The organism is Kineosporia succinea (assembly GCF_030811555.1).
In the GTDB taxonomy this organism is placed as follows: Bacteria; Actinomycetota; Actinomycetes; order Actinomycetales; family Kineosporiaceae; genus Kineosporia; species Kineosporia succinea.
Genome location: NZ_JAUSQZ010000001.1, coordinates 6,941,509 through 6,967,478 on the forward strand (window position 1 = coordinate 6,941,509; position 25,970 = coordinate 6,967,478).

Consider the following 25,970-nt stretch of genomic DNA (forward strand, 5'->3'; position numbering starts at 1 on the left):
CCGCGCCGTTCACCGGACGCCGACCTGCGGTGCGAGCCAGACGGTCTCGATCACGTCGGCCAGCGCGGCGGGCTGCGACAGCATCGGCGAGTGCGCGGAATCCAGCTCGAACACGCTCGTCGGGCGGCTCGAGATCGCGTCGATCTCGCGGATGAAGCGTCGCTGCAGGGCCGGTCGCACCGCCCTGTCCTGGCTGCACGTCACGTAGCTGTGCGGCACCGCACCGAACCGCTCCGGCGTGACGTCCAGGGGTTGCCCGGGCACCCCGATCGGGCCGTCGACGCTGATCAGGTCGAGCGCGGCCCGCGCGGTGCCGGGTTCGACGTCGGCGTAGAGGGCCTGGCGCAGGTGCTCGTGCCGGCTCGGGTCCCGGGTGTCCAGGCGCAGGGCGCCGATCGCCGCGAAGTCACCGGTGAACGAGTGCCGCAGCAGGTCCCCGTCGTTCTCCGGCGTCGCGATGTAACCGGCCGCGGGAAGGCCGGCCACCGGGGCGAAAGCGCTGACGTACACGAGGTGTTCGAACAGGTCCGGTTCGAGCTGGGCGGCGAGGGTCGCGACGACGCCGTGCATGCTGTGCGCGAGCACGACGCACGGCGCTCCCCCGCCGATGAACCGGATCTGCTCCAGCAGCGCGTGCGCGGCCGAGGTGGCGGTGACGTCGGCGAGCGGTGAGGGTTCGGTGGCGAAGGTCTCGGGGGCGAACGGACGCGTCCGGGCGGCTTCGGGAGCCCGGGCGTTCAGGCCGTGCCCCTGGACGTCCACCGCGACGGACGGGATGCCCCGGGCGGCCAGGTGGGTGGTCACCGGGCTCCACACCCAGCTGCCGTGCCAGAACCCGTGGACAAGAATGACGGTACGCATGGACCCGACGCTAGGAGCGCCGGACCGGCTCACCCACGTACAGGTTGTGAGGGGATGAGCGTGCGCCCGCTCAGCACCTGGTCCAGCCGCTGACGGCTCGGGGTCCCGGGCGCGGGCTTGAGCACGTACAGGCGCTGGGACGAGGTGACGCTGGTGATCACCGAGCACTCCAGGTGCAGCGCGCCGACCTGGGGATGGGTGATGACCTTGTCCGCGCAGTGCCGGGCCATCACGGTGTGCTGCTCCCACAGCTCGCCGAACTCCTCGCAGCAGGCCCGCAGGTCGTCCAGCATCGCCACCGCTCGCGGGTCGGGCTCATGCTGCTCCAGCACGGCGCGCAGGTCGGCCACGTACGCGAGCCCGGTCTGCGTGTGCTGCTCGCGCGGCTCCAGGAGGTCGCGCCAGCCCGGCTGCGCGAACCACCGCCAGGTCAGGTTGGGCTGCCATCCGGGCAGGTCGACCACGTCGCCCAGGAGTTCGCGGTTGAGCCAGTTCTGGGCCAGGACGTCGTTGAAGTGGTCGGTGATCGAGGCCGGTGTGGAGTCGTCGAGGGCTTCGAGCAGGTACTGCAGTCCCGCATCCACGCCCTCGCGTTCGCGGCGGTGCGGGGGCGCCGCGTGCCCGGCCAGCCGGTACAGGTACTCCTGCTCGGCGGCGCTCAGCTGCAGCACGCCGGCGACCGAGGCCAGGACCGAGGCCGACGGGAGGGCACCGCGTCCTCGTTCCAGGCGCTCGTAGTAGACGGTGGAGATGCTCGCCCGCTCGGCGACCTCCTCGCGGCGAAGCCCCGGGGTGCGGCGGCGGGACCTCGGGGGCAGGCCGCAGGCCGCGGGGTCGGCCGCTTCCCGGCGGCGGCGCAGGAACTCTCCCAGCCGCATACGTTCGTCCACGCCCCGAGACTATCCAGCCTCTGTATGCCGCCGGACGCCGCTCAAGGCCGACGGTGGGGCGCCGCCGCCGCGCAGTAGCCTTGCCCGGATGAACAACGCCGATGTCGAAAGCGGCCAGCCGGCCGAAGGATCGACCCTCGGCCGACGAGCGAGCCGCGCCGCCGCCGGGCGGGCCGATCCCCGGGCACTGCGCACGCGCGCCTACGTCCTGCAGGCCATCCGCGACGCCGCCGCGAAGGGTGACCTGGCCGCCCTCACGGTCAGCGAGGTGTGCCGCCGCGCCCAGATCAACCGCGTCACGTTCTACAAGCACTGGAACGAGCTGGCCGACGCCCTGGTCGAGGCCTTCGCCGAGAACTTCGACGCGCTCTCCACGATCCCGCAGGACGCGATCGCCCGCAGCGCCGACGTGGACCAGCTCGCGTCCCTGTACCGCAACGCGCTGCTCGCGCAGCTCAACGAGCTGAGCGCCCGCCGCGACCTGTACCGGGAGCTGCTGACCGGCCCCCGCGAACAGCCTCTGCGGGTGGCGCTGCAGCAGGTCCTGCACGAGCGGGCGCAGCTGGCCATCGAGGTCCTCGCCCGGGCCGGCGTCGAGGTTCCCGACACCGGGCACGACCTGGCCGCCTCGTACATCGCCGGCGGCGGGACGGCCGCCCTCGTCGCCTTCACCCGCGGCGACGACGACGACATCGAGCGCACCGCGACGGCCATCATGGCGCTGTTCCCGCCCTGGTGGCCCCGGCCGGCAGCCGCGGGCCTCACCCCGGCGTGACGGCCGTCAGGAGCTGGTCATGGTCTGGGTCCCGATCGTCATCAGCAGATCGAGCTTGCTGCGGGCGTCGGTGCCCGGTTGCGCGGTGCAGACGAGGATCCGCAGGTCCGAGCCCTGCGTGGTGAGAGTGCTGCATTCCAGGGCGATGTCGCCGACCTGCGGGTGTCGCGCGGTCTTGCTGCTGCCCTGGTGATCTTCCACGGCCCGGCGCTGCCAGAGCTCGGCGAAGCGCGGTCTGAGCTGCAACGTCGCGATCAGGTCGTTCAGGTCGGGGTCGTGGGGGTAGCGGCCGCTGGTGACACGCAGGTCCGCGACGATCGACTCCTCGAACCGGGCCTGCACGGCCGGGCTCTGGTGGGTGCGGGGGAATCCCGGGCCGAACTGCACCAGCAGCGTGTTCTGCGGGCCCGGCACGACCCCGAAGACCGCTTCGAACAACGGGTTCCGGTGCAACTGGTTCCACGCCGCGTCGTAGACCGCGACCGGGTTGGCCGACAGCTGCTCCAGGATGCGGTGCACGCTGTGCGGGATCAGCCGCGGTACCCGGCCGGGCGCCGGGGCGTGCCCGGCCAGGCGCATCAGGTGCTCCTGCTCGGCGTCCGAGAGCTGCAGCGCCCGGGCCAGGGCCGAGCAGACCTGCGGTGAGGGGGTGCTGGCCCGGCCCTGCTCGAGCTGCACCAGGTAGTCGGACGAGATCCCGGCCAGCTCGGCCAGTTCCTGCCGGCGCAGCCCCGGCACCCGGCGCTGACCCGCCTGGGTGAACCCGGCTGCGGCGGGGTCCAGCCGGTCGCGCCAGGCCCGCAGCACCGTGGCCAGTTGCTCCATGGCCACCATGCTGCCCCACCGGGCACCGAGGTGCCTGGTACTGGTTTCACCAGGCAGTTCTGTAGCTCCCTGACCGCGGGCCGGGCGAGCAGCCTGGAGTCATGAACAGCACCCTGGAACTGGCCGACGACCTCGTCCTGACCCGCCTGGGCTACGGCGCCATGCAGCTGGCCGGGCCCAACGCCTTCGGCCCGCCCCGCGACCGCGCCGAGGCCGTGCGGGTCCTGCGCACCGCCGTCGAGGCGGGCATCACCCACATCGACACCAGCGACTTCTACGGCCCGCACGTCACCAACGAGATCATCCGCGAGGCCCTGCACCCCTATCGCGAGGATCTGCACATCGTCACCAAGGTCGGCTTCCGGCGGGGCCCGGACGGTAGCTGGGACCCGGCGCCGCACAACCTGCGCGAGCAGGTGCAGGACAACCTGGCGCACCTCGGGCTCGAGGCCATGGACGTCGTGAACTTCCGGACGGAGGGGCCCGGCCCGATCGGTGAGCACGTCGAGACCCTGGCCGCACTGCGGAAGGAGGGCCTGATCCGGCACCTGGGACTGTCGAACGTGAGCGCCGAGCAGGTGGCGGAGGCTCGCGCGATCGCGCCGATCGTGTGCGTGCAGAACCTCTACAACGTCGCCGCTCGCCAGGACGACGCCCTGGTGGACGCCCTGGCCGCCGACGGCATCGGCTACGTCGCCTTCTTCCCGCTGGGTGGCTGGAGTTCGCTGCAGTCCGACGTGCTGGCCGCGGTCGCCGCCTCGCTGAACGCCAGCCCCCAGCAGACCGCACTGGCCTGGCTGCTGCAGCGTTCGCCCAACCTGCTCGTCATCCCGGGGACCTCGTCCGTGGCCCACCTGCGCGAGAACATCGCGGCGGCCGACCTGGAACTGCCCGCCGAGGCGGTGCGCCGCCTGAACGGATTGTGGACGGCGACCTGAGTCCGCTGCGCCGGTGCGGGCTCGGGTGCTCGACCGCTCCGACGGGCCGCCCGCTCTCCCACGCGACGGCTACGGTTGGGGCAGCCGATCTCCCGAGGAGCGCACGATCACGACAGCACGCGTCACCGTCCGCCGGTTCGCGCCCGGTGACCTGGACGACTTCCTGACGTACCAGAGCGATCCGGTCGTGCGGGCGCACCTGCCCGGCGAGCCCATGAGCGCCGGGGCGGCCGCCGGTTTCCTCGCCCGGCAGGCCGATCTCGACGAGCGGCAGACCGACGCCTGGCACGCCTTCGCCGTTCACCACCCCGGTGACGACCGGGTGATCGGTGACGTCGGCGTCTGGCTGGCCGCCGATCGCCCGGGCACCGGTGACATCGGTTTCCAGTTCGCACCCGCCTACCACGGGCAGGGATACGCCCGGGAGGCGATGCAGCAGTTCCTGCCGTACCTGTTCGAGACGCTGGACCTGGGCGAGGTCACGGCCGGCTGCGACAGCGTCAACCGTGCCTCGTGGGGGCTGATGCGGCGTCTGGGCATGGAACTGATGACGGACGACGGAACCGTCCGGCGCTACCGCCTGAGGGCCGGAACCTGGCGCGACCAGCCGTGAACCGCCGCTTCACGCGGTCCCGGGGTGATGCGATGCCCACGCCCGCACCCGAGTGAGCGTCGCGGAAGAGGTACCCCCTATACCCGATCGGTATGGGGGGGCACCTCTCTCCCCAGGCCCGGGAGATCCAGGATTCCGGCGAGGACGTCGTGCACCCGGCACGTCACCGGCACGTCACCGGGCACGTCACCGGCACGGATGACGGTGGCCGGTGATGGCACGGCCCGCTCGGTTCCGGTCGCGAATCGCGCTCGCAGGGCGACTTCTCGGTCCCCGCGTCGATGCCGGCCGTCCCGGTTCCGCCGCCCGGAGACCGGTCAGACGCCCGGACCGGGGCAGGCGGCCGGAGACCGGGTCAGGCGGCCGGAGACCGGGTCAGACGGCCAGCGGCCGGGCGGTCTCCAGCCGGCCGTCCGCGATGAGCCGGCGCAGCGACTCCAGCACCGCCGCCTCCGGCTCGTAGGCGGGCGAGTACCCCAGCCTGTCCCGGGCCTTGGCGATCGTGAAGGCGTGACTGCGGTGCAGGTGCCCCCAGCTGGACTCGGCGTGCTCCTCACTCGTGCCGGACCGGAACTGTTCCCACGTCACGGTTTCCAGGTTCGCCGTCTGCCCGAACCAGGCGGCACCGATGTCCGCGTACCCGCGCACGGTCAGGGCCGTCGGGGCGGTGACGGTGAAGTCCTCGCCCGCCGCCGCGTCGCGCTGCTCGATGGCCAGCTCGAACGCCTGGGCCACGTCGTCGGCGTGCACGTGGTGCATGGACTCGGCCCCACTGCCCGGCACGGGCAGCGTCCCGCCGCCGGAAAGGGTGGTCCAGACGCCGGGATCGACGTTGCCCAGAGGGCCGATCGGGTGCCAGCCGGGCCCCACGATGTGGCCGGGGTGCAGCGAGGTCGTGACCAGGCCACCCGAGGCGGTCTCCTGCTTCAGCATCGCTGCGATGCGGGCCTTCTCGATGCCGTACTCACCCAGCGGTGGCGTGCCCGCGTCCTCCGCGATCGGCAGCTTCGCACTGGGCCCGTGCCGCCAGATCGACCCGCAGTGCAGCAGATGCCCCGTCCCTCCCCGCAGGGCCCGAACGAGCGCGGTGGCGGATTCCAGCGTGAAGCAGACCAGGTCGACCACGACGTCCGCGCCCAGGGCGGCCACGGTGCCCCCGAAGGTGCCCGACGCGTCCTCACGCTCCCGATCGACGACCACCTGACGCACCTGCTCCCAGGCCGGGTCATCGGCGTACCGGGCGCTCTGACCCCGGCTGATACTGACCACCTCATGACCGGCCCGCACCAGCCGGGGCACCAGGAACGTGCCGATGTGCCCGCTGCCTCCGATGATCACGATCTTCATCCGTGCCGATCCCCTCACGACGTCGACGGTGGGCGTGTTCCCGGCGGTTGCCGACGACAACGCGACCGGAACGGGACGCTCACCTGATCAGCGCCCGGGCAGCACATCAGGCCAGTCCGCGCCGTTCCGCGGGCGCCATCGATTCCGTCAGGTCTCGCCTCAACGGTAGCTCGGCCGTCTCCGTCGCGCCGGGTCCACGAGACAGGTCGCGTGTTCGTCCCACCCGGACCAGCACTCGAGCCGGGTGCAGGCACCTCCGGCGACCTCATCGCCCCCGGCCAGCCAGCGCACTATCCGATGCCTGACCTCAGGGAATCTGAAATACCCACAGTGCCAGACCGCGAGGAACTCGGGCGTCTGGAAGACTGAATGCGCCGGTATCGGGAATCCGGTTCCGGCAACCGCGCCGGTGACGTTGGCCACCCCCGACGTAGGCACGACCAGGTCATTGGGCCGGCTGAACAGCCCGTTGACGATCCGCTTCAGCGGATCCCCGCCGGGAGAGGTGTACTCCGACGTGACCGCGAGCAGGCGCGTATCCAAAGGGACGGACGTAGGAGTCCTGGCCAGATGTGCGAGGGTCGGGCTTCCAGGATTCATCGAAGCCAGCCCGTCGAACCTGACCAGCGCGTCCTCAGTCATGGCTCTCACCAGCCGAAGCACGATCGCCAGAACGTCTTTCAGATGACGTTGCGGGGTCGGCATCAGATTGGCCGCCGTCGTCAGCGTGTCGACGAACGCGTTCAGGTTGCTGGGGTCAGCCAGTTCCGTCCCGTCGTTCGGGACACCCACGAAAACGATCTTGCCGATGTTCATGTGCCCACGCACCGCGAGCAGCCGAGCCACGAGACCGCCCCGGCTGTGGCACACGATATCGACAGGATGTTCTGTCCAGCAGATCCGGCTCAGGAGCTCGGCCACGTTGTCCTCGGGTGAGACCGACACGGTTGGATGATCGAAGGCGAAGACGCGACCACCGTACGATCTGCACACATCGGCGAGAGACTGACCGGCCAGGTCCGAGAACGCGGCCGAACTCCTGCTCGCGGTCCCGTGGACGAGAAGAAGACTTCGCCCTCCGGCGGTCGCCCGCCGCCAGTCGCTGCTGTCCATGTCCTCGTCCGGGGCCGGACGACTCCGCCCCGCGGAAATCAGGCGGGGATAGTGGAACAGGATCGATGGATGCCGCTTCTTCTCCCACGCCCGGTACCCCCTGGCGCCGAGAGCGCGAAGCTCCTGGGCAACCGGATAGGTCAGGAGCGAAAGGATGGTCCGGCCGGAGGACGCGAAATAGTTCCCCATCCCGGGTCCACCGAAACCCAGGCGCGACATCGGCGCGGCGAATCGGGCCGTTCTGCCGGAACGATCCGGGACGACCCAGCTCAGCAACCCGTCACCGGACGAGATCAGCATGACGAGGTTCTGGCTGTCGTCGCCGAGTTCGACCACTACTTCCAGATAGGGTCCCGGATCCTCCGGACCCTGCGCCCGGGCCCCGGGAACGGGATCTGCGCGATCGATGACCACGGCTACTCGTTCAACCATCCGCGAATTTCTGAGCTCGGCCCGAACGGGGTACGAACTCAGGGTGGTCAGGAGGTCGCCGTCGTAAACTTCCGCCGTCCCGTTCAGCCCACGAGACCGGAGCCGCACGAACCCCAATGACGTTTCTTCCGCGACAACCGATTGCCCAGTGAAATCTGGCATCCCTGTTCCCGTTCTGGTTCATGGCGGGCGCCCGGTCCGGGTGCCGGTCCACGGACATCGGCCTCGCGACGGCAAAGCTTGATCAACCCTGGGATTTCGTGAGCACCGGTAGCGATCTGCCGCCCGCCACGAACTTCTCGACGCCGACTCCGGACGGCGTTGTCCAGGTCTCGCTCAGACGCTCAGGCAAACCGGCCTCACGGTACGGATCCGAAACGCATATATGGCCCGGTGTCGTCTTTCTGTAGCATCTCTCCCGCGGGCACAACCGGCGCGGAGGTGGACGTCATGGTGGAGTTCGGGGTCTTTCTGCCCATCGCCAACAACGGGTGGATCCTGTCGGAGACCTCGCCCCAGTACCGGCCGACCTTCGAGCTGAACCGCACGATCACCCAGCTCGCCGAGCAGAACGGGTTCGGGTTCGCGCTGTCCATGGTGAAGTTCCGGGGGTACGGCGGCCCGACCCGGCACTGGGACTACTGCCAGGACTCCCTGACCCTGATGACCGGTCTGGCCGCGGTGACCAGCCGGATCAAGCTGTTCGCCTCGGTCGCCCCGATCACGCTGCACCCGGCCCTGGTGGCGCGGATGGCGGCCACGATCGACGACATCTCCGGCGGGCGTTTCGGCATCAACATCGTGGCCGGCTGGAACCGCGCCGAGTACGCCCAGATGGGGCTGTGGCCCGGTGACGACTTCTACCGCTACCGCTATGACTACGCGCAGGAGTACGCCCACATCCTGCGCGCGCTCTGGGAGCACGGAAAGCTGACTCATCACGGCCGTTTCGATCTCGACGACTGCCAGGTGCTGCCGACGCCCGAGCACGGGGTGAAGCTGATCAGCGCCGGGCAGTCGCCGCGCGGCCAGGAGTTCTGCGCCCGCTACTGCGACTACCACTTCTCGGCCGTCGGCGATCCGGCGGCCGTGGCGGCGATGAACCGGCGCACCCACGAACTGGCCGCCGGGCACGGGCGTTCGGTGACGTCACTGAACCTGGCCACGATCGTGCTGGGCGATACGGACGCCGACGCCCGCCGCAAGGTCGAGCTCTACACCGAGGGAGCCGATGTCGAGGCCATCGGCTTCATGACGGGGCAGTACTCGCTGGACACGGCCAAGGACGGCTCATCGGCCAGTGTCGTGTCCGGGCACGGCGGCCCGCGCCCTTCCCCCTTCTACGGCGGAGCCGAGCCCATCGTCGGGTCCGCGGCGACCGTGGCCGCGCAGCTCGAGGAGATGGCCGCGATCGAGGGTACCGGCGGGATCATGCTCGTCTTCGACGACTTCATCGAGGGTGTGGCCCGTTTCGGGGCCGAGGTGCGGCCGCTGCTGTCCTCGTTCACCGCCCCGAGCTGAACCGATGCCGACGCCCACGACGCTCCCGCTCACGAACGAGACGCCCCGTCCGGTCCGACCAGGACGACGTTGTCCCACGGGTCTTTCGGCAGTTCCTCACCGTCGCGCAGGTACTTCCCGGTTCGCGGGTTTCCGGGGTTCTCGATCACCAGATCGATCCCCTTGACGGTCACCGGGTAGCGGCGCCGGCGTTTCACGAGCGCTGGTCGTGGATCGGCAGGCCGGTGAGTTCGCTGATGGCCGGCACGTGTTCAGGTTCGACCTTGGGCAGACGGCGCCGGCGCCCGCCCGTGGTGAGGACGTAGACCGGGTCGCCGCCGACGTCGCGGATCACCAGCTCCTGCGTCTGGTCGACCGGCATCGTCCAGCTGTGCACGATCCCCCGGGCCTGGATGGTGTCGCGGGTGACGACCGTGCGGAACCGCTGATCGAGAGCGAAGTACATCATTCCCATGGCCGTCAGGAAGATGGCGTGGAGCCACCCGATCAGGAGCCCTCCCGCGACGAGGCACGCCACACCTGCCACACCTGCCATCGCCAGAGCCAGCCGACGCTTGCTCGTCATGGCCGGCGACGGCTCCTTCGGCGGGAACACCAGGTGGATCACCGGGTTTCCCGGTCATCGCGAGACCTCTGCACGACCTCCGTGTCGACCACTCGTCCATCATCAATTGGACTGCGCCGGCCCGCATGTCGAGCACGGTCGTGCAGGCTGACGCTCACGTCGAGGCCGGCGCTGCCCAGGCCGCCGATCCGGATCGCTGCGCCGGGCGCGTCCCCCGCGTGACGCAGCGATCCGGGTATCAGTAGTAGATCGACACCAGGTTCGGCTCGGGGATGCTGGGCGCATCGGCCACACTGCCGCTGATCCGCAGTTTCACCACTCGGTAGGTGAAGTACGTCGCGCAGACCCAGCCGTTGGCCGATCCCAACCGGTTGATGAACCGGTCTGACTGGGTGTACGTGGTTCCGCCGGAGGTGGTTTCGAAAGCCCGGACGTAAGGCGCCAGCCCGTCGGCCCGCGTGTCCTTCACCGCGATCTTGATGGTGCTGCCGCCGTCCTCATCCTTTTTACCCACGCGGTACCAGCCGTAGGTGACGCCGTCCACCGTGATCGACAGCTCGTAGGTGTTCACCGTCCCGGAGCCCATGTCGGGCGAACCGTTGCAGGCGGTGCCCACATCGGCCGCCTGCGCCAGGGCCGGGGTGGCCGCCACCAGAGCGCCGGCCGACAGCAGCGTGGCCACGACCATACGAGCCGGCTTCTTGCGGAACATTGTGAAACGACCCAGCATTGACGCTCCCCCACTCGTGCCCCTGCCCCAGCGTCCCGCCACTTCTGGAGGAACGCCCCATAGGAACACTGGGCGCCAGACGGTGTCAATGTCCCGTTTGTCACGCCTTCGCCGCCGCCGCACGCCGCTCACCGTCGATCCCGCCTCGGAATCGGCGGCGTGCGCCGTGAGGCGGGACCGACAGCGCTCACGAGACGTCAGGCCCGCTGCCGGGCCATCCACTGCCAGATGTGAGTACCGTTGGTACTCGGGTCGTTCCGGGCCACGTAGATCCATGACCAGTGCCCGGGGAACGGGTAGCCGTTCCACACCACACGGTCGTACAGGGTCACCTTGGCGCGCGGGATGAGTTCGGACGCGTGAACGGTGTTGGCCTGCGGGTTCACCGTGGTGTCGTCGAGCGAGGTGACCAGCCAGGTCGGGGTGGTGATGGCCCTGAGCTCGGAATCCGTTATCAGGGGCGGGCTTCCGGCCACCACACCACAGATGGGAACGGACGCGGCGAACTCCTCCGGGTAGGTGGTGGTCATCTTCAGGCTCATGTAGCCGCCGTTGCTGCACCCGGCCACGTAGATGCGGTCGCGATCCACGTCGTGGCGGCGCACCACCTCCTGCATCACCTCGCGGATCAGCGGGGCGAAACGGGGCCCGTCCTCGATCCAGAACGAGGTGCTCTGCGGGGCGACGACGTACGCGCCGCCGAAGATCTTCTGGGCCTCCCGGGTGGCGAACCCGAGCGCACCACGGTTGGCCCGCAGCGTGGTCTCGTTGTCGTAGTAGTTCGCCGAGGGCAGGGCCCCCTCGCCGCCACCGTGGAGCCAGACGATCAGGGGACGTCTGCCCCGGCCGGGTTCGAACAACCGGTATTTGAGTCCGGACGACGAGGAGTGGTACGAGAACGCGTCCACCTCGGGGTTGCTGAGCCGGCCCTGGGTGAAACGGGTGATGGTCAGGGGTTTGCCGCGGCGGCGCGGCAACGGGGTTTTCTGGGTGATGGTGTAGGTCAGGTCGAACCGCACGTTGCGGCCGCCGGCCAGCACGTAGCCGAGGGTGGCCGAGCCGGTCGTGCCCTCGCCGTGCCGTAGTTCGAGGACGATGTTGCCCTCACGGTCGAGATGGACGCCGGTCACCTCGCGGTCGAGGTCGTAGCCGGTGACCGTGACGCCGGGCAGCGGGCTGACCGCCGTGGCGTGCACGGTGAACGTGGCCGGGGTCAGCCCCGTCGCGTCGAACGGGCCGAGTCCGGCGGTCTCGAGAGTGACGGAGGTGATCTGCTCGCCCCCGTCGAGGGTTTCGGCGTCGAGCGTGAACCGGACGGCTCGGGGGTCGCCGGTGGCGTGGGCCGCCGTCCCTGGCAGCACCACGCCGGCGGCCGCGCCGACCCCGGCCGCGATCACTCCACGGCGGCTCATCGGAACAGACATGTGCGGGCTCCTGTCCTCGTCATCCTTGACTTCTGGACATGCTGATGGAACCTGTTCAGCGAGAATCTCTTTCGCTGCCGTCAAACTAGCCCACCGGAAAACCGGGCACAATGGACGAGAAATTCTCGCCGGGTTCTCTCGGAACCCGGCGAGAACGGCTCAGCAGACCTCGCTCACGTCCTGGGCGTCGGAGGAGTCCGTGGCCTCGGCACTCGGTTTCACGTCGCCCTTGGCCCCGGCGCGCTTCGTGACCTCGGCCTTCGGGGTCGGGCTGGCCGACGGCGAAACCGATGCCGACGCCGATGCCGACGCAGATGCCGAAGGCGACGCGGACGCGGTGGCGCTCGGGGTGGCGGTGGCCGACGCCCGCGCGGCGTCACGCTCGGAGTCGCGCAGCGCCTTGTTCACCTGGCGGCGGATCAGGTCGTAGTCCGGGTTCGCGCGGGAGGCGACCACGTCGTCCGTGAACGGAAGGCTGGTGACCGTGCCGCCCTGGATGCGGGTGGCCAGCTCGACCCAGGCCTCCAGGTCGGACAGCGGGATACCGGTGGACATGTTGGCCTTGAGCGTGCGCGCGATCGAGGGGAAGTGGCGGGCCACGGTGACCGGGTTGGTCTGCTCGGTCACGGCGGCGATCACGCAGCGCTGACGCCGCATGCGGTCGTAGTCGCTCGTGCTCCAGCGCGAGCGCGCGAACCAGAGGGCGTGCCAGCCGTCCATCTTCTGGTTGTCGCCGACCTCGAGGTAACCGATGGTCTCCCAGGGGTGCTCGGAGTCGCCGCCGATCGGCAGGCGCTCGTGCACGTCGAGGGTGACGCCGCCGACCGCGTCGATGAAGTCCTTGAAGCCGTCGAGGTTGAGCATCACGTAGGTGTCGATCTCGAGCCCGAGCACACCGGAGACCGCATCCTCGGTGGCCTTCAGCCCCGGGTTGCGGAAGCGGGAGTAGGACGAGTTGCTCTCGCCCTCGGCCCACGTCCACACGGCGTTGAGCAGGCACGACTCGTCGGCGCAGTAGTAGCCGTCGGGCCACGCCTCGGCACCCGGGCTGCCCTTCTTGAACGGCACCCGCTCGAGGTTGCGCGGCAGGCTGAACAGCACCGTGTTGCCGCTGGAGGGCTGGATGCTGGCCACGATCAGGGTGTCGGGGCGGATGCCCTCGCGGTTGTCGCCCGCGTCGGACCCGATGAGCAGCACGTTGATGCGATCGGTGCCGGCCCACGGATCGGCCGCGACGGTCTGCGGTTTCGCGTCCTCGGCGTCGGCGTCGTTCTGGTCGTCGGAATTGAAGACGCTGGTCACGAGGTCGCGCTGCACGAGCGAGTAGTCGGTGATCGCGTAGGTGGGCGCCGCGACCAGGCCCACCATCACGGCCACGAGCACCCACGCGGCGATGCCCTGCCCGCGCCCGAGAGCGGCTTCGCGGCGCAGGAGGACGCCGGTGACCACGACGACCACGGCCCACAGCAGCCCGGCCACCACGACGGCGATCGCCAGGTAGAGCAGGCGCTGCGGGTCGACGGCGAACGAGATGCCCCGCTTGAGGATGTCGCCGGTCAGCAGCCAGATCGCGATGGCCGCCAGCACCACGGCAACGGCGCCGAGCACGGCGGCGCCGGTCTTGCGCCGGCCGGCGGCCACCAGGCCCAGCCCGGGCACCAGCGATCCGGCGACCGTCCAGGTCAGCACCCAGGGGAGGCCACGTTTCCCGGGGACGCCCCCGGACGTGGGTCTCCCGGGCTCCTCGGAAGCCGTCTCGCCCGGCTCCCCGCTCCCGGCCGGGGCGCCGGGGGCGGCAGCCCGCTCTCCGGGTTGTTCCGGCACCGCGGCCACCGGCGGACGGTCGATCGGCTGGGTCTCGTCAGCGGACATCGGTCCGACCTCCCGGCCTGCAGGGACAGGCATGTGCACAGCGAACCGACGGCATGACTTCCGCACTCCTCAGGTCTCCACTACCAAGAGGTGACCTACGACTACTCAGCGGATTGGTCGGGTACGCAAAGCGCGCGTTTGTCACGTGTTTTCAAGTTTACGACGCATCGGGGGATGCTCGGATCGACGTGGCCCGGACGTGACCGATCCGTCATGAAAACAATCCCGGCGAAAGACGCCACCGACCGCTGGACGACCGGCGATCACCCACCTACAGTTGTCGCTTGATCCTATTTGTCCGTTTTCCTGGCCGCGACGAAGGAGATCCCATGAAGCAGCTCATCGCCCGTCTCACGCGCAGGTCCATGCCCGGCCGGTACAGCTGGCACTGATCGAACCTTCCGGCGTGGGCGGGCGGGCCGCGCGGCCCGTCCCCCGCGCCGATGTCCGCGATCCCGTCGAGTCCGGACTCAGCTGGCGCGCTTTCACCCGCGCCTACAACACTGACCGCCTCGCGTTCCTCAGCTCGCTCCCCCGGCGCGGCCCGGTCGTCCGGATGGCCGCCAACCTCGTCTTCGTCACCGATCCGGGCCTGATCGAAACCATGTTCCGGCGCACGAACACCGACTTCCTCATGCCCCTGAACCGGCGCCTGGAGCCGGTGGACTCGGCCCGCGGTGAGGCCGCCCTCGAAGCCTGGATGCGCGCCCGCCGCAACTCCGCCGCACTCCTGCACGCCGCCGCCGGGCCGGCCGACGACACCACCCGGGCCGAGATGGCTCAGCAGGTCGAAACCTGGAGGGCCACAGCCGGTCCCGTCCCCGTTCTCCACGACCTCAACCGCCTGAGTCTGCGCGAGACGATCCGGCTCGTGACCGGCGTCCCCCGATCGGACCTGGAAAGCCGCACCCTGGAACTCATCGCGCCGCTCACCGAGGTGATCGACCGGGGCACCCGCCTGCGCGGCGCCCTGGCCCTGCTGACGCGGCGCCACCGGCGCACCGCCCGGCAGGACGCCGACCTGCGCAGACTGGTGCTGGCCGTTCCCGCGTCCGGAGGCCTGATCGGCGAACTGGCCCGGGAGGGGACCGACCCCGAGGTGGTGGCCAATTTCGCCGTGGCCGTGCTGCTGGCCGGGTCGGTGGTGCCGGCCTCCGCCGGGGCCTGGACGCTGGCCCTGCTCGCCGCGCACCCGGCCTGGCAGGAGCGCGCCCGGCACGATCCGGTGGCCCGCGGCTGGTTCGTCAGCGAGAGCCTGCGGCTCTATCCCCCCACCTGGCTGCTCAGCCGGAACGTCGCCCGCGACGGCATCTTCGCGGGCTGGCGGCTTCGAACGGGCGACGAGGTGGTCGCGTCCGCGTACGTCAGCCACCGGGACGCGTGGGTTTTCGACGACCCGCACACGTTCAGGCCCGAGCGCTGGCCCGGTCTGCGCCCGGGCCTGAGCGAGTACTTCCCGTTCGGGGCCGGGGCCCGGCGCTGTATCGGCGCGGGGCTGTCCCGGGCCCGGCTGGAGGATCTGGTCGCCGGGGTGCTGCGGCCCGGACGGCCGCTGGAGGGCCGCTGGCCGGAACGGATCTCGACCCGGGTCACCCTGGCCCCCGACGACCTGCGGATCAGCTTCGGCTGAACTCCCGGATCCGGCGCACGGCCTCGGCGGTGCCCTGGTTCCAGGGTGAGCCGTGCCCGGGCAGCACCCAGGTCGCCCCGATCGCGGCGAGCCGGTCGAGGGACGCGTCGGCCTGGGGGACGTCGTCGGTGAACGGGGCGGGCTGCGGGCCCTCGCTGCCGGTCAGCACGTGCCGGGTGGTGAGGGCGTCACCCACGAAGACCGCGTCCACCCCGGGCACGTGAACGGCCACGCTGCCCGGCGAGTGCCCGGGCAGGGCGATGACGTGCGGCGAGCCGGGCAGGTCGAGCACGTCCCCGTCGGCGACCTCGGCCACCTGTGTCAGATAGGTGGTGCGCAGCCCACCTTTTCGGCCCGCGTACCAGAGGAACCTCGCCAGTGCCCCGATCCGGGCCCCGCGCATGTTCGGGCTGCTGCTGACCTCACCGCGGGCACGGGCGGCGTCGGCCGTGTGCACGTACACGGTGACCCCGTGCTCGCGGCGCAGGCGCTCGGCGAAGCCGATGTGGTCGCTGTCGCCGTGGGTGAGCACGAGGCCGCGGATGTCGGCCGGCGTGAGGCCCAGGCTGTCGAGTTCGGCGAGCAGATCGCGCCACTGCCCGCTGAGGCCGGCGTCGACGAGGGTGACGCCGTCAGGGGTGACGACGAGGTACGCGGCGACGATGTCGTTGCCGATGCGGTGCAGTCCGTCCGCGAGCTTCATGTGGGCCTCCCCGGTTGTGGGTCACCATACCGGGGCGATTCGCCCATGATGAGGGTCGGCGTTGGGACGGCCGGGTGCGCTGTTGATATCCATAGGGGGCTGACGCGCTACTGCTGGGAGTTGAGATCTGTGCCGAGAGCCGGAACCGCCGTGTGGCTGGCCGGGTGGGCCGTGCTGGCCGCGCTGACCGGGCTGGTGGTGGCCGGGGGCAGCCTGGGCGTGGACGACGCGACGCTGGGCTGGTTCACGGTGCTGGACCGCCCGGGAGCCGTGCACCTGACCTGGCGCACGCTGGTGATGGGCGGGCAGTTCTGGCTGGTCGGCACGGCGGTGATCGTCGTGGGGGTGCTGCGGGCGTGGCGGTCGCGGTCGTGGCGTCCGGCCGTGGTCGGTGCGCTGGCGGTGGGCGCGCTCGACGTGCTGATCATTGCCTCGAAGCACCTGGTGGGGCGCACGTCTCCGCACAGCGGGCTGAACGAGGTGCTGGCCGGCGGCAGTTCCTACCCCTCCGGGCACACCGCGAACGCCACGATGTGCCTGGCGCTGCTGACGGTGTTGCTGGCCGGTGGACGCCGGCGGCGGGTCTCGCTGATCGCTGCGGTGGTGGGGGCGGTCGTGGTCGGCCTGTGCAACCTGGTGCTGGGCTACCACTGGCTCAGTGAGGTGGTGGCGGGGTGGCTGCTGGGTGGGCTCATCGTGGTGGCCGCCGCCCACGTCCTCGACCGGTCGCCGGGAGCGACCGACGCGTCCTCACGCCCCACGGCCCCGCCGGTACCGTCCCGGCGGGTGCGCCCCGGACCGGGCGGCCGATAGGCACTGGGAAACCCCCTGCCGGTCATGGCATCTCGCGATCGGCGCTGCCTAGCATGGTCGAGCCACGGACGGACGATCATGGGGAGCGACGATGAAGATGAAGAGCCTGGCGGCAGGGATGCTGACGGCGGGGGCGGTTGCCTCGCTGGGGGTCATCGGCTCGGCGGACGCGGCTCAGGCGGCGGCCTGCGGCACCAGTCACTCGGTGACGAACGCCGGTGCGAAGTCGCAGTACTCGATCAGCTGCTCCGGCGGGAAGGTCTACGTGTCGGGCAGCGTCACGGACACCGACGCCGACGGCAAGTGCGCCCAGGTGAAGGCGCAGATCATCGGAACCTGGTTCTACAGCGCGAAGGCCTGCCCCGAGGGACAGACGAAGTACTTCAGCTGGTCGCACATCGGCAGCAGCGCCGCCGTGTACACCTACACGGTCTGACGGGCCCTCCCCGCGGCCGGCAGAGCTGGTGGCCGTGCCCGGGCCCACCAGTTCTGCCGGGCGGGGATCAGACCGGACGAACCGCCCGGTGCCGGCGCCCCAGGGCGCTGACCGCACTCCCGACCACGGCGGCGACCAGGAACGACCCGACCAGGAGCATCAGCACCCCGACGGCGTACAGACCGGTGTCGTCGTTCTTCGACCAGTCCGTGGCCGCCATGGTCGCGAGGGTCACCGGCATCCCGAGCACGAGCGAGAGCGTGTAGTTCAGCCAGGCCAGGGGCAGCCCGACCGCGGCCAGCGTGAGCACGAGACCGACGACGCGCCCGGTCGGGTAGACGGTGTTGGAGCTCGGGTCGAGGCCCAGGCGCATCCAGCCGGACCAGGCCAGCCACGTCGTCAGCACCACGGCGGCGACGGTGACGGCGTCGCCGGCCGTCACCAGCGGCGCCCGGCCCCAGAGCTTCCAGCCCGGCGGCGGGTCGGGCCACGACGGGTCCGGTTGCCAGCCCCGGGGCGGTTGCCATCCGTGCGGCGGGACCGGCCAGTTCGGTGGCGGGTTGAGCGGACGGCGGCGCGGTGGTCGGGCGATCATCGATGAGTTCCTTCCCCGGCCCCGGTCTGAGTTCCGGAAGCAGTGATCCGATCCGATGCGATCCGGGGAGTACACCATGGGCAGGCTGGTCGTGACCGAGTTCGTGACGCTCGACGGGGTGGCTCAGGCCCCGGGCGGTCCGGAGGAAGACCCCGAGGGCGGGTTCACGCACGGCGGCTGGCAGGCGCCGCTGATCGGGCAGGACCGTCCCGAGGCCGTGTTCGAGCAGGCCGAGACCATGAACGTGCTGCTGCTGGGGCGGCGCACCTACGAGATCTTCGCGAACTACTGGCCGACGGGCCCGGCCGGCAGCCCGTTCACGGCGCTGCTGAACGAGGTGCCGAAGGTCGTGGCCAGCCGCACCCTTCGCGAGCCGCTGAGCTGGGCCAACTCGACACTGATCCAGGGTGATCTGGCCACGGCCGTCAACGCGCTGCGGGAGCGGCACGACCACGTCCACGTGATCGGCAGCCTCGACCTGGTGCAGTCGCTGCTGCGCCTGGAGCTCGTCGACCGGCTGAACGTGTGGCAGTACCCGCTGCTGCTCGGCACCGGCAAGCGCCTGTTCGGTGAGGGCACGGTGCCCACGGCCCTGCGCCTGAGCGCCTCCGACGTGTACCCCACCGGCACACTGCAGCTGACGTACGACCGCGTGGGGGTGCCGACCTACGGTGACATGACCACCGAATGACCCGGGGCCGGGCCGGCGCCTCCCCCGACGTAGCATCGTTCGTCCCGCACCTGCAGACGAACGGCTACGCACGTGATCCTCGAGTCCGCCCCCGCCCTCGTCGTCTGGCTCGCCCTCGGAACGGCAGCCCTGTGCGCGGGATTCGCCAAGACCGCGGTCGGCGGGCTCGGGCTGTTCGCCGTCGTGCTTGGGGCCATGGTGATGCCCGCCGCCGAGTCGACCGCCGCGGTGCTCCTGCTGCTGCTCATCGGCGACGGCTGCGCCGTGGCCCGCTACCACCGCGACGCCGACTGGAAGCTCATCCGGCAGGTCGTTCCCGCGGTGCTGCCCGGCCTGCTGATCGGCGCCGCCCTGCTCGCCCACCTGCCCGACGCGTTCCTGCGGCGCACCATCGGCGTGATCCTGCTGTTCATGGTTGTGCTGCAGCTGCTTCCGCTGGGCCGGCCGCCGGAGAACTCGCGCGTGCTGGCCGCGGTGGCCGGGCTCGGCGCGGGGGCCTGCACCATGACGGCGAACGCGGCCGGGCCCGTCATGACGCTCTACCTGCTGGCCCGGGGTCTGGACAAGCGCCGGTTCCTGGGCACGTCGGCCTGGTTCTTCGCCGGGGTGAACGTGTGCAAGCTGCCCTTCGCGGCCGGGCTCGGGCTCTTCGACACCCCGATGCTGCTGCGCACCCTGGCCCTGGCGCCCCTCGTGCTGCTGGGCGCCCTGATCGGGGTGCTGGTCGTGAACCGGCTCGACCAGAGGCTTTTCGACCGGGCGGTGCTGGTCGCCAGCGGGATCAGCGCAGTGGCTCTGGTCGTGTTGTGACGAGCGGCCCCGGCCGGGGGCCTCGAGCGATGATCAGGTCGCGGGGATCGAGGAGTGGGGCAGGGTGGCACCATGACTCAGCCCACTGACGAGACCGACGGTGTCCCGGACGGCACGAACGCCCCGGACCCGGACGCCGACCCGGAGAACCTGAACCCCCGGGACGACCGTCACCCGGAGCCGTACACCGGTGATCCCGACGGCGATCCCGGCAACCTCAACCCTCGCGACACCCTGCCCGGGTCCGAAACGTCGCCGTAGTCCCCGCCGGGATCGGCGGTGAGGGCGGCGGAGCCGGAGCGTCGGGTCACCCGGCCGCCGGAAGCGTCCGCGCCCCGGTCGCACGAGTCCCGACGACGGTGACCTCGCCCGGACCCCACGATGAGCCCGACCGCACCGCGACGGCACCACCTCAGCCGCAACCGCTCCCTGGCTGCACCCAGGCCGGTTCCCGGCCGCGGGCAGGCCAAGGCCGCACACACGTCCGCCCAAGGAGCAGAAGTTGACCCAGGAACCGCACGACATCGACCCGCGCAACAACGCCGAATCGCAGCAGGCTGAATCGACAGCCTCGCAGACCGGATCCCGTTCCAGCACCGGCGGGGCCGTCTTCTCAGCCGCTCGCGATGCGGATTCCGTTCCGGGGCAACCCGACCCGAACGACGGCGACCCGAATTCGGGGGTGGGGGCGGGCCATCCGCTGGAGGGTGTGCTCATCGATCCGGCCGACGCCGAACAGGCGGTGGACGCAGACACCGGTCCCGAGCACCCCGGCCGCCGCTGATCTGCGAGCCGGCCCACCCGGGGGAACGATGCGGTCACCGGCCGCCTGATCGGGCCGGTCCCGGCAGACACCCGCAGGGCGCCGGTCCCGCACCGCCGAGCACGATCTGGGCCACCGGCCGTTCGGTCCCGCACTCGCCCGGCAGTTCGCCGAGGAGTACGGGCCCGAACGGTTCCCGGCCGAGAAGCCGGACTTCTACCAGCTTCTCGACGAGTTCCTCTGAAGAAGAACCTAGGCCACGATGCGGAACGGGTTCTCGATCAGCTTCGTGAGCGTGGCCAGGAACTGGGCCGCGAGCGCACCGTCGATGATGCGGTGGTCCGCAGTCAGCGTGTAGCGGATCTTCTTGCGCTCCACCACGTCACCGTCGACCAGGGCGACCTCGGACGAGGCCCCGCCGACGGCGAGGATCGCGCCCTGCGGCGGGTTGATGATCGCGGTGAAGTGCTCGACGCCGAACATGCCGAGGTTGCTGACGGTGAAGGTGCCGTCGGCCATCTCGGTGGTGGTCAGCGTGCGGTCGTTGGCCTTGCCCACGAGGGTCTTCGTGCGGGCGGAAATGGCCGTGACGGACGACTTGTCGGCGTCGTGGATGACCGGCACCATCAGGCCGGCCGGGGCCGCGACGGCCACGCCGACGTTGATGCGCGCGTGCAGCACGGTCTGGCCACGGCCCTCGGGCGAGTACGAGGCGTTGATGCCCGGGTGCTCGCGCAGGGCGACCGCGACGGCGCGCACGATCAGGTCGTTGACGCTGATCTTGGAGCCGGTGCCGTCGAGGGCCTTGTTCAGCTGGGCCCGCAGGGCCAGCAGGGCGTCGGCCTGCGCACCGGTCGTGACCGTGAAGGTCGGGATGGTGGTGGCACTCTCGGTCAGGCGGGTGGCGATCGCCTGGCGCACGGCATCGAAGGCGACCGGGGTCGACTCGCGGTTGTCGCTCGTGGGGGCCACGGGCTGGGCGGCGCTGATGGTGGACGCCGGGGTCGCCGCGGGCGCGCCGGCCGCCTGGGGGGCGGTGCCCGCCTTGCTCGCGTGATCGAGGTCCGAGCGCACGATCCGTCCGCCGGGGCCGGTGCCGGTCACGGTGGAGAGGTCGATGTTGTTCTCGCGGGCGAGCTTACGCACCAGCGGGGTGGCGAAGCGGCGCTCGCCGTCCTCGGCCGGCTTCTCCGCCACGGCGGCCTTGGTCGCGGCCTTCGGCTCGGCGACGGCGGCCGGGGCGGCCTCGGCCGCCGGGGCCGGGGTGCTGTCTCCGGTGCCGTTGTCGAGACGCGCGATGGGCGTGCCGATCGCGACGTTCTCGCCCTCGGCGACCAGGATCTCGGCGAGCGTCCCGGCCTCGTAGGCCTCCTGCTCCATGATGGCCTTGTCGGTCTCGATCTCGACCAGCAGGTCACCGGCGGCCACGGCCTCGCCGGGCTTCTTGTGCCACGCCGAGACGGTTCCCTCGGTCATCGTGTCCGAGAGACGTGGCATGAGGATGTCGATCACGGTGCGGTCCTCTCAGCGACGCCGGGCTACGGCGTCGAGCGTTTCACGGATGGCGTTGGCCGCGTCGTCGGCCGAGGGCAGGGCGGCGGTCTCGAGCGACTTGGCGTAGGGCAGCGGCACCTCGGCCATGGCCACGCGGCGCACGGGGGCGTCGAGGTAGTCGAAGGCGCCGTCGGAGATGGTCGCCGCGATCTCGGCGCCGATCCCGTAGGTCAGCCAGTCGTCCTCGAGCACCACGGCGCAGTTGGTCTTCTTGACCGACTCGATCACGGTGTCGCGGTCGAGCGGGCGCAGGCTGCGCAGGTCGACGACCTCGACGTCGATGCCGTCCTCCTTCGCCAGCTTGTCGGCGACCTGCAGGGCCACGTGGGCCATGCGCGAGTAGGCCACGACGGTGATGTCCTTGCCCTCGCGGGTGACCTTGGCCTTGCCGATCTCGGCGGGCTCGTCGTGGTCGGGCACCTCGCCGGTGGTGTTGTAGAGCGCGAGGTTCTCGAGCACCAGCACCGGGTCGTCGTCGCGGATCGCGGCGAGCATCAGGGCCTTGGCGTCGGCCGGGCTGGAGGGCGCGACCACCTTCATGCCGGGCACGAACGCGTAGAACAGCTCGATGTTCTGCGAGTGCGTGGCGCCCAGCTGCTGGCCGCCACCGCCGGGCGTGCGGATGACGAGCGGGACGCGTGCCTGGCCGCCGAACATGCCGTAGATCTTGGCGGCGTGGTTGATGATCTGGTCGATGGCGATCAGCGAGAAGTTGATCGTCATCAGCTCGACCACGGGGCGCAGGCCGAGCATGGCGGCGCCGATCGCGGCGCCGGCGAAGCCCTCCTCGGCGATCGGGGTGTCACGCACCCGCTTCTCGCCGAACTCCTGGAGCATGCCCGCGGTGATCTTGTAGGAGCCCTCGAAGAGGCCGATCTCCTCACCGATCAGGAACACGTTCTCGTCGCGCAGCATCTCGCCGCGCAGGGCGTCGTGCAGGGCCTGGCGGTAGCTGATGACGCTCATGCCGACACCCCCGTACCGCTCGGGCGCGACGCGGCCGGGTACAGGGCGTCGCCGGGCAGGCGGCGCGAGTCGTTCGCCACGGGCGTGGCGTACGTGTAGTCGAACAACGTCTTGACCTCCGGGTGCGGGCTGGCGTCGGCGAACGCGGCCGCGGCCTGCACCTGGGCCACCGCCTCGGCGTCGATCTGCGCGACGAGGTCGTCGGTGAGCACACCGGCGTCCTTCAGTCGCGCGGCGTACGCGGCGACCGGGTCGCCGGCGCGGGCGGCCTCGGTGGCCTCCTTGCTGCGGTACTTGGCCGGGTCGACGACCGAGTGGCCCTTCATCCGGCCGGAGACCGTCTCGAGCAGGTACGGCTTGCCCTCGCGGGCGCTGGCCAGCGCGATCTGGGTGGCCTCGTACACCGCTTCCGGGTCGTTGCCGTCCACGCGGGCGGAGGCCATGCGGTAGGAGGACGCGCGCTTGTACAGCTCGGGCTCGGCCGAGGACTTCTCCACGGTGGTGCCCATGCCCAGGCCGTTGTTGATGACGACGAAGACGATCGGCAGGTTCCACAGGGCCGCGATGTTGAGCGACTCGTGGAAGGCGCCGATGTTGGTGGTGCCGTCACCCATCTGGCAGATCACGGCCTCGGTGCCGCCGCGGTAGTCGATGGCGAGCGCGGCGCCGGTCGCGAGCGGCACCTGGCCGCCGACGATGCCGTAGCCGCCCATGAAGCGGGACTCGATGTCGAACATGTGCATCGAGCCGCCCCAGCCGCGGGAGACGCCGTCGCTGCGGCCGTACAGCTCGGCCATGACGCGCTCGGGGGCGATGCCTCGGGCGAGGGCGTAGCCGTGCTCGCGGTAGTTCGTGAAGATGTAGTCGTCGGGCTGCATCGCGGCCATCAGGCCGGCGACGGTGCCCTCCTCACCCAGGTTCAGGTGGCAGTACCCACCGATCTTGGCCTCGGTGTAGGCGCGGGCCGCGCGCTCCTCGAAGCGGCGCACGAGCACCATCTGCCGGTAGAACGCCAGCTGCTCTTCCGGCGTCAGTGCACCGGGTTTGGTCTTCCGGGGCATGGGATCTCCTTTGTGCCCAGTCCGGGCGTGGACCGGGATGGCCCACGCCGGTGCGGATCGCTGCCGAGGGTGTTCGGGTGCGGCGACCCTTAATGAACCGAAGTTCGTTTCATTCTAGGATCGGGGTGATCATAGAGCCGAGGAGGGGGTGTGTGTGACCGACGATCCTTCGGGTCCGCCCCGCAAACGGGGCCGCCCGACGGCGGCCGAGCGCGCCCGGCGCCGCGACGACATCCTCGACGCCGCCGTGCGGCTGCTCATGGCGGGCGGCTTCCAGCAGGTCACCCTCGACGACATCGTCATCGAGGCCCGCGTCACCAAGCGCACGATCTACGGTTACTTCGGCGACCGCACCGAGATCTTCCTGGCCGCCGTGGGCCGGCTGCGGCGCCTGACCCTCGAGCAGCCCACCGCCGAGGGCAGCCTGGCCGAGCTCGCGGTCAACATCGTGATCACGGCACACTCCGACCAGTCGGTGGGCCTGCACCGGCTGATGATCATCGAGTCGCAGAGCTTTCCCGAGCTGGCCCAGCGCTTCTACCGCGAGGGCCCGATGGGCTACATCGAGGCCATCGGCCACCGTCTCCCCCGCCCCGATCCCGACCTGGCCACCTCACTCTTCACCCTGCTGCTGGGCGAGGCGCACCGGCAGCGCCTGCTCGGGCTCAGACGGGCGCCGACGAGGGACGAGGCGGTCGCGCACGCGCACCGGGCCCTCGGTCACCTCGGGCTGGGCTGAGAACCAGCCGCTACCAGCGCCCCTGGTGGCGGGTCAGCCAGGCCCCGACGAAGAAGAACAGCCCGAACGCGGCCACGTAGAACTGCCGGGGCCCGGGGGTCCCACCGCCCACGATCCAGACGGCGCAGGCGATCACCCACACCACCGGCACCACCGCCCCGGCCCAGACCGGGCCGCGCGCGAGCAGCAGGAGGTGCCCACCGACCAGGGCGAGCATGACCACGACGACGACCACCACGTCCACCGTCACACCCTCGCAGGAGTCAAGTGGCGCCGCATCCACCGGAGCGCCGCCCCCTGCGGCCGGAGCACGCGAGGCGCCCCGGCTCCGGGCCGGATCCGCTGTGGCATGCTGCGCCGGGCGTGCGACAGGACATGTGACAGGACATGTGGCAGGGCGTGTGGCAGGGCGTGTGGCAGGGCGTGTGGCAGGGCGTGTGGCATACGGCCCGGTGTGGGCAGCCGAGCGGAGGACGTGGTCGATGAGGTGGCGGGGCTGGGCGGACGTGCCGCCGGCTGAGGTCTCCCTGATCGGTGTCGCGACGGCGAACCTGAGCGCAGGCGGCGAGTGAACGCCGAGATCGACGCCGGGCTCCTGGCTCAGGCCGCCGGCCTGTTCGCCGTGACGAACATCGACGACATCCTGGTCCTGGCGCTCTTCTTCGCCCAGGGCGCCGGGCAGCGCGGGAGCACCAGGACCATCGCCACCGGTCACTACCTGGGGTTCGCCGCCATCCTGACCATCGCGGCGGCAGCCTCTCTCGGAGCCACCCTCCTGCCCTCGAGCGCCATCCCCTACCTCGGTCTCCTGCCCCTGGTCCTGGGTGTCCGGGCCGGGATCCAGGCCTGGCGGGACCACGGCACCCCCGAGGACGGGAGCACCCCGGGCCACCGCGGACCTCGCGCGCCGGAGGTAGCGGCGGTGACCTTCGCCAACGGAGGCGACAACATCGGCGTCTACGTGCCGGTGTTCGCCGGCGCCGGGGCGGGAGGGACGACCCTCTTCGTGGTCGTCTTCCTGATTCTGCTGGCGGTGTGGATCGCGGCGGGTCGCTCCCTCGCCGCCCGCCCGGCCGTCGCGCGCGTGCTGTCCCGGTGGGGGCACGTCCTGCTGCCTGTGGTCCTGATCGGCATCGGCCTGCTCATCCTGGTGGAGGGCGGCGCCTTCGGCCTCCCGTCCCTCGGGTGAGGGCGGGCACAGGTTCGGATGAGGTGGACTGCGGCACCGTCGAGCGGCACGTCTGCACCGGGCCGGTGCGCTCGTTCGCCACCTTCACGTTCGACCGGTGCACCCCGGCCGGTC

General features: G+C 70.8%; 29 protein-coding genes. 13 read left to right on the top strand and 16 right to left on the bottom strand.

The annotated features are described in order from the left end of the window. Positions 1 to 9 precede the first annotated feature (9 nt). The gene (locus J2S57_RS30625) at positions 10 to 861 is read right to left on the bottom strand and encodes an alpha/beta fold hydrolase (RefSeq protein WP_307249458.1); all 852 of its coding nucleotides are present in this window, start codon (positions 859 to 861) and stop codon (positions 10 to 12) included. 29 nt (positions 862 to 890) lie between these two features. Beyond that, the gene (locus J2S57_RS30630) at positions 891 to 1,751 is read right to left on the bottom strand and encodes a helix-turn-helix domain-containing protein (protein WP_307249459.1); all 861 of its coding nucleotides are present in this window, start codon (positions 1,749 to 1,751) and stop codon (positions 891 to 893) included. An 88-nt stretch (positions 1,752 to 1,839) separates the two neighbouring features. Here J2S57_RS30630 and J2S57_RS30635 point away from each other — a divergent pair, with 88 nt between their 5' ends. Next, positions 1,840 to 2,526, top strand: a complete 687-nt coding sequence (locus J2S57_RS30635) for a TetR/AcrR family transcriptional regulator (RefSeq protein WP_307249460.1) — start codon at positions 1,840 to 1,842, stop codon at positions 2,524 to 2,526. A gap of 6 nt (positions 2,527 to 2,532) precedes the next feature. Here the strand turns inward: J2S57_RS30635 and J2S57_RS30640 are convergent, their stop codons facing one another. Then, positions 2,533 to 3,351 carry a helix-turn-helix transcriptional regulator gene (locus tag J2S57_RS30640; protein ID WP_307249461.1) on the bottom strand — a complete coding sequence of 273 codons (819 nt, stop codon included), beginning with the start codon at positions 3,349 to 3,351 and terminating at the stop codon, positions 2,533 to 2,535. Positions 3,352 to 3,452: 101 nt separating this feature from the next. Here J2S57_RS30640 and J2S57_RS30645 point away from each other — a divergent pair, with 101 nt between their 5' ends. Further along, positions 3,453 to 4,289: an oxidoreductase gene (locus tag J2S57_RS30645; protein WP_307249462.1), complete on the top strand. Its 837-nt coding sequence runs from the start codon at positions 3,453 to 3,455 to the stop codon at positions 4,287 to 4,289. A gap of 13 nt (positions 4,290 to 4,302) precedes the next feature. Next, positions 4,303 to 4,902 carry a GNAT family N-acetyltransferase gene (locus J2S57_RS30650; protein WP_307249463.1) on the top strand — a complete coding sequence of 200 codons (600 nt, stop codon included), beginning with the start codon at positions 4,303 to 4,305 and terminating at the stop codon, positions 4,900 to 4,902. A gap of 375 nt (positions 4,903 to 5,277) precedes the next feature. Here the strand turns inward: J2S57_RS30650 and J2S57_RS30655 are convergent, their stop codons facing one another. Both J2S57_RS30655 and J2S57_RS30660 read right to left on the bottom strand, forming a co-directional pair. Beyond that, the gene (locus tag J2S57_RS30655) at positions 5,278 to 6,249 is read right to left on the bottom strand and encodes an NAD-dependent epimerase/dehydratase family protein (RefSeq protein ID WP_307249464.1); all 972 of its coding nucleotides are present in this window, start codon (positions 6,247 to 6,249) and stop codon (positions 5,278 to 5,280) included. A gap of 159 nt (positions 6,250 to 6,408) precedes the next feature. Beyond that, complete coding sequence (locus tag J2S57_RS30660; RefSeq protein ID WP_307249465.1) at positions 6,409 to 7,776, bottom strand: esterase/lipase family protein; 1,368 nt, start codon at positions 7,774 to 7,776, stop codon at positions 6,409 to 6,411. A 468-nt stretch (positions 7,777 to 8,244) separates the two neighbouring features. Between J2S57_RS30660 and J2S57_RS30665 the strand changes: the two genes are divergently transcribed. Continuing rightward, complete coding sequence (locus J2S57_RS30665) at positions 8,245 to 9,315, top strand: LLM class flavin-dependent oxidoreductase (protein WP_307249466.1); 1,071 nt, start codon at positions 8,245 to 8,247, stop codon at positions 9,313 to 9,315. Positions 9,316 to 9,344: 29 nt separating this feature from the next. Here J2S57_RS30665 and J2S57_RS30670 read toward each other — a convergent pair whose 3' ends face one another. The 5 genes from J2S57_RS30670 to J2S57_RS30690 all read right to left on the bottom strand — a co-directional run bounded on the left by J2S57_RS30670 (position 9,345) and on the right by J2S57_RS30690 (position 13,906). Next, entirely contained in the window at positions 9,345 to 9,512 is a 168-nt protein-coding gene (locus tag J2S57_RS30670; RefSeq protein WP_307249467.1) for a hypothetical protein, read from the bottom strand. Further along, positions 9,509 to 9,880: a hypothetical protein gene (locus tag J2S57_RS30675; RefSeq protein ID WP_307249468.1), complete on the bottom strand. Its 372-nt coding sequence runs from the start codon at positions 9,878 to 9,880 to the stop codon at positions 9,509 to 9,511. Before J2S57_RS30675 ends, J2S57_RS30670 begins: the two co-directional genes overlap by 4 nt. Before the next feature lie 238 nt (positions 9,881 to 10,118). Next, complete coding sequence (locus J2S57_RS30680) at positions 10,119 to 10,610, bottom strand: hypothetical protein (RefSeq protein ID WP_307249469.1); 492 nt, start codon at positions 10,608 to 10,610, stop codon at positions 10,119 to 10,121. A gap of 197 nt (positions 10,611 to 10,807) precedes the next feature. Next, positions 10,808 to 12,034: a prolyl oligopeptidase family serine peptidase gene (locus J2S57_RS30685; protein WP_307249470.1), complete on the bottom strand. Its 1,227-nt coding sequence runs from the start codon at positions 12,032 to 12,034 to the stop codon at positions 10,808 to 10,810. Positions 12,035 to 12,193: 159 nt separating this feature from the next. Continuing rightward, on the bottom strand, positions 12,194 to 13,906 hold the full coding sequence (locus J2S57_RS30690; protein ID WP_307249471.1) for an LCP family protein: 1,713 nt from the start codon (positions 13,904 to 13,906) through the stop codon (positions 12,194 to 12,196). Between the two features lie 406 nt (positions 13,907 to 14,312). On the opposite strand from J2S57_RS30690, the gene J2S57_RS30695 reads away from it, so the two are divergent. Then, positions 14,313 to 15,536: a cytochrome P450 gene (locus tag J2S57_RS30695; RefSeq protein ID WP_307249472.1), complete on the top strand. Its 1,224-nt coding sequence runs from the start codon at positions 14,313 to 14,315 to the stop codon at positions 15,534 to 15,536. Here the strand turns inward: J2S57_RS30695 and J2S57_RS30700 are convergent. After that, on the bottom strand, positions 15,523 to 16,239 hold the full coding sequence (locus J2S57_RS30700) for an MBL fold metallo-hydrolase (RefSeq protein ID WP_307249473.1): 717 nt from the start codon (positions 16,237 to 16,239) through the stop codon (positions 15,523 to 15,525). The genes J2S57_RS30695 and J2S57_RS30700 overlap by 14 nt on opposite strands. A gap of 129 nt (positions 16,240 to 16,368) precedes the next feature. On the opposite strand from J2S57_RS30700, the gene J2S57_RS30705 reads away from it, so the two are divergent. Then, entirely contained in the window at positions 16,369 to 17,052 is a 684-nt protein-coding gene (locus tag J2S57_RS30705; protein WP_307249474.1) for a phosphatase PAP2 family protein, read from the top strand. Between the two features lie 91 nt (positions 17,053 to 17,143). Then, positions 17,144 to 17,488: a hypothetical protein gene (locus J2S57_RS30710; protein WP_307249475.1), complete on the top strand. Its 345-nt coding sequence runs from the start codon at positions 17,144 to 17,146 to the stop codon at positions 17,486 to 17,488. Positions 17,489 to 17,555: 67 nt separating this feature from the next. Here the strand turns inward: J2S57_RS30710 and J2S57_RS30715 are convergent, their stop codons facing one another. Beyond that, positions 17,556 to 18,083: a hypothetical protein gene (locus J2S57_RS30715; protein ID WP_307249476.1), complete on the bottom strand. Its 528-nt coding sequence runs from the start codon at positions 18,081 to 18,083 to the stop codon at positions 17,556 to 17,558. Positions 18,084 to 18,159: 76 nt separating this feature from the next. Between J2S57_RS30715 and J2S57_RS30720 the strand changes: the two genes are divergently transcribed. From J2S57_RS30720 to J2S57_RS30735, 4 genes are all read left to right on the top strand, one after another. Beyond that, positions 18,160 to 18,774, top strand: a complete 615-nt coding sequence (locus J2S57_RS30720) for a dihydrofolate reductase family protein (RefSeq protein ID WP_307249477.1) — start codon at positions 18,160 to 18,162, stop codon at positions 18,772 to 18,774. A gap of 72 nt (positions 18,775 to 18,846) precedes the next feature. Continuing rightward, complete coding sequence (locus tag J2S57_RS30725; protein ID WP_307249478.1) at positions 18,847 to 19,584, top strand: sulfite exporter TauE/SafE family protein; 738 nt, start codon at positions 18,847 to 18,849, stop codon at positions 19,582 to 19,584. 72 nt (positions 19,585 to 19,656) lie between these two features. Next, the gene (locus J2S57_RS30730; RefSeq protein WP_307249479.1) at positions 19,657 to 19,845 is read left to right on the top strand and encodes a hypothetical protein; all 189 of its coding nucleotides are present in this window, start codon (positions 19,657 to 19,659) and stop codon (positions 19,843 to 19,845) included. 241 nt (positions 19,846 to 20,086) lie between these two features. Beyond that, positions 20,087 to 20,368, top strand: coding sequence for a hypothetical protein (locus J2S57_RS30735; protein WP_307249480.1), 282 nt, complete (start codon positions 20,087 to 20,089; stop codon positions 20,366 to 20,368). A gap of 231 nt (positions 20,369 to 20,599) precedes the next feature. Here J2S57_RS30735 and J2S57_RS30740 read toward each other — a convergent pair whose 3' ends face one another. The 3 genes from J2S57_RS30740 to pdhA are packed head-to-tail and all read right to left on the bottom strand — an operon-like array spanning position 20,600 to position 23,928. Next, positions 20,600 to 21,859 carry a dihydrolipoamide acetyltransferase family protein gene (locus tag J2S57_RS30740; protein WP_307249481.1) on the bottom strand — a complete coding sequence of 420 codons (1,260 nt, stop codon included), beginning with the start codon at positions 21,857 to 21,859 and terminating at the stop codon, positions 20,600 to 20,602. Between the two features lie 12 nt (positions 21,860 to 21,871). After that, a complete protein-coding gene (locus J2S57_RS30745; RefSeq protein ID WP_307249482.1) occupies positions 21,872 to 22,867 on the bottom strand; it encodes an alpha-ketoacid dehydrogenase subunit beta in 996 nt (331 codons plus the stop codon). Next, positions 22,864 to 23,928, bottom strand: coding sequence for a pyruvate dehydrogenase (acetyl-transferring) E1 component subunit alpha (gene pdhA, locus J2S57_RS30750; protein WP_307249483.1), 1,065 nt, complete (start codon positions 23,926 to 23,928; stop codon positions 22,864 to 22,866). Before pdhA ends, J2S57_RS30745 begins: the two co-directional genes overlap by 4 nt. 154 nt (positions 23,929 to 24,082) lie before the next feature. Between pdhA and J2S57_RS30755 the strand changes: the two genes are divergently transcribed. Then, complete coding sequence (locus tag J2S57_RS30755) at positions 24,083 to 24,667, top strand: TetR/AcrR family transcriptional regulator (protein ID WP_307249484.1); 585 nt, start codon at positions 24,083 to 24,085, stop codon at positions 24,665 to 24,667. A gap of 10 nt (positions 24,668 to 24,677) precedes the next feature. On the opposite strand, the gene J2S57_RS30760 is transcribed toward J2S57_RS30755, so the two are convergent. Beyond that, positions 24,678 to 24,911, bottom strand: a complete 234-nt coding sequence (locus tag J2S57_RS30760; RefSeq protein ID WP_307249485.1) for a hypothetical protein — start codon at positions 24,909 to 24,911, stop codon at positions 24,678 to 24,680. Between the two features lie 336 nt (positions 24,912 to 25,247). Between J2S57_RS30760 and J2S57_RS30765 the strand changes: the two genes are divergently transcribed. Then, positions 25,248 to 25,856: a cadmium resistance transporter gene (locus J2S57_RS30765; RefSeq protein WP_370882723.1), complete on the top strand. Its 609-nt coding sequence runs from the start codon at positions 25,248 to 25,250 to the stop codon at positions 25,854 to 25,856. Positions 25,857 to 25,970 lie beyond the last annotated feature (114 nt).